Annotated in this window: 3 protein-coding genes; all 3 read left to right on the forward strand. The window is 62.8% G+C overall.

Annotated features, from left to right (window positions below):
- A partial coding sequence (locus A3764_RS12255) for a cytochrome ubiquinol oxidase subunit I (protein ID WP_067951631.1) occupies positions 1-1,001 on the forward strand: 1,001 nt, incomplete at its 5' end.
- Entirely contained in the window at positions 988-1,995 is a 1,008-nt protein-coding gene (cydB, locus tag A3764_RS12260; RefSeq protein WP_067924862.1) for a cytochrome d ubiquinol oxidase subunit II, read from the forward strand. The genes A3764_RS12255 and cydB, both read left to right, overlap by 14 nt.
- On the forward strand, positions 1,995-2,099 hold the full coding sequence (locus A3764_RS24685) for a DUF2474 family protein (RefSeq protein WP_082865972.1): 105 nt from the start codon (positions 1,995-1,997) through the stop codon (positions 2,097-2,099). Before cydB ends, A3764_RS24685 begins: the two co-directional genes overlap by 1 nt.
- The last annotated feature ends 10 nt before the right edge of the window (positions 2,100-2,109 follow it).

The following is a 2,109-nucleotide window of genomic DNA, read 5'->3' on the forward strand; positions in this document are numbered from 1 at the left end:
TGTCGGCAACTTGGATCATTTCCGTCAATTCCTGGATGCAGACCCCGCAGGGCTACGGCATGAACGACGTGGGCCAGTTCATACCGCTGGACTGGTGGGCCATCGTCTTCAGCCCATCCTTCCCCTACCGGCTGACGCATATGGTGCTGGCCGCCTATCTGACCACTGCGCTGGTGGTGGGGGCCGTGGGGGCCTTGCATCTGCTGCGCGACCGGGCCGACCGACCGAGCCGAAAGATGTTCTCCATGGCGATGTGGATGCTGGCTGTCGTCACGCCGCTGCAAATCGCTGCCGGGGACTTCCACGGCATCAACACGCTTGAGCATCAGCCTGCCAAGGTCATGGCGATGGAGGGTCATTACGACAGCCACCCGGATGGCGCGCCGCTGATCCTTTTCGGTATTCCCAATTCGGAAGAAAAGCGGATCGATTACGCGGTGGAGATCCCGAAGCTGTCGTCGCTGATCCTGAAACATGATCTGGACGCACCCCTCGCCGGGCTGGATACGATCCCCGACGAGGACGAGCCGCCCGTGGGCATTGTCTTCTTCAGTTTCCGCATCATGGTGGGGCTTGGTTTCGCGATGCTTGGCCTTGGTCTCTGGGGGCTGTGGTCGCGCTGGCGGGGCACGTTCTACGAAAGCCGCTGGCTGCACCGCGCCGCGATCTTCATGGGACCGATGGGCTTCGTCGCCGTGCTTGCCGGATGGATCACGACGGAGGTGGGGCGCCAGCCCTTCACCGTCTACGGCATGCTGCGCACGGCCGACAGCCTCGCCCCGATTGCCGCGCCCGCGGTCGCCGCGTCGCTCGTGGCATTCGTGGTGGTCTACTTTTTCGTCTTCGGGGCGGGGACCTATTATATCCTGCGACTGATGCGCCATTCCATCGAACTGGAGGCGGAGGAAGGGCTCCGGCAGGAGCCGCCCACCCGAACGGCGGGCACGACGCCCGCGTCACAGTACCAGGCCCGGAAGGAGAAGCGCCATGCTGGGGCTTGAACTGTCGTTCATCTGGGCGGGCATCATTGCCTTCGCCGTGCTGGTTTACGTTATTCTCGATGGGTTCGATCTGGGGGTGGGCCTTCTGTTCCCGCTCACCAAGGACGAGAAGGAGCGCAACGTGATGATGAACTCCATCTCGCCCATCTGGGACGGGAACGAAACCTGGCTTGTTCTCGGGGGCGGGGGGCTCTTTGCCGTCTTCCCGCTCGCCTATGCCGTGGTGATGCCCGCGCTTTATATGCCGATCATCCTGATGCTTCTGGGGCTGGTGTTCCGCGGGGTCGCATTCGAGTACCGCTGGCGCACCGAACGGTGGAAACCCCTGTGGGACATGGGCTTTTTCGGCGGCTCCATCGTCGCGTCCATGTGTCAGGGCATCGCGCTGGGCGCATTGGTTCAGGGGATCGAGATCGAGAACCGCGCCTATGCGGGAGGTTGGTGGGACTGGCTCACACCATTCTCGCTTCTGACCGGCGTGGCCGTCACGGTGGGATATGCGATGCTCGGGGCCACATGGCTCAACATGAAGCTGGAAGGCCGCATCCAGCGCCATATGCGCAGATTGGCGTGGCCCTTCGCCGCGGCGACACTGATCTTCATGGGGCTGGTGAGCCTCTGGACGCCGTTTCAGGATCCTGAGTATTTCCGCCGTTGGTTCGCCTATCCCACGGCCATCTTCAGCTTCCTCGTGCCGGGCCTGGTACTACTGGCGGCCTATGGTCTGTTGCACGGTTTGCGGCGGCAGGCGGATGTTTTGCCGTTCCTCTGCGCGCTCTCACTCTTCGTGCTGGGCTTTGTGGGTCTTGGGATCAGCTTCTACCCCCATATCGTGCCCCCCGCCCTCACGATCGAGGATGCAGCAGCACCCGACAGTTCGCTTGCCTTTGCATTGGTCGGTACGCTGGTGCTGCTGCCGATGATCCTTGGCTATACCGCCTATGCCTATTGGGTGTTCCGCGGCAAGGTGGACCCGGAGGAAGGATACCACTGATGCGCTGGCTGATGCGTCTGGGCTGGTTCGCGGCGATCTGGATCGGCAGCGTCGCGCTCCTCGGCCTCGTAGCCTATGTCATCCGCAGCGTACTGGTGCCCTAGGCAACGGCCT

Source organism: Sulfitobacter sp. HI0129, assembly GCF_001635395.1.
GTDB lineage: Bacteria > Pseudomonadota > Alphaproteobacteria > Rhodobacterales > Rhodobacteraceae > Sulfitobacter.

Coding starts and splice junctions, on each gene's coding strand:
- cydB (WP_067924862.1), top strand. CDS start 988: ATGCTGGGGCTTGAACTGTCGTTCATCTGGGCGGGCATCATTGCCTTC.
- A3764_RS24685 (WP_082865972.1), top strand. CDS start 1,995: ATGCGCTGGCTGATGCGTCTGGGCTGGTTCGCGGCGATCTGGATCGGC.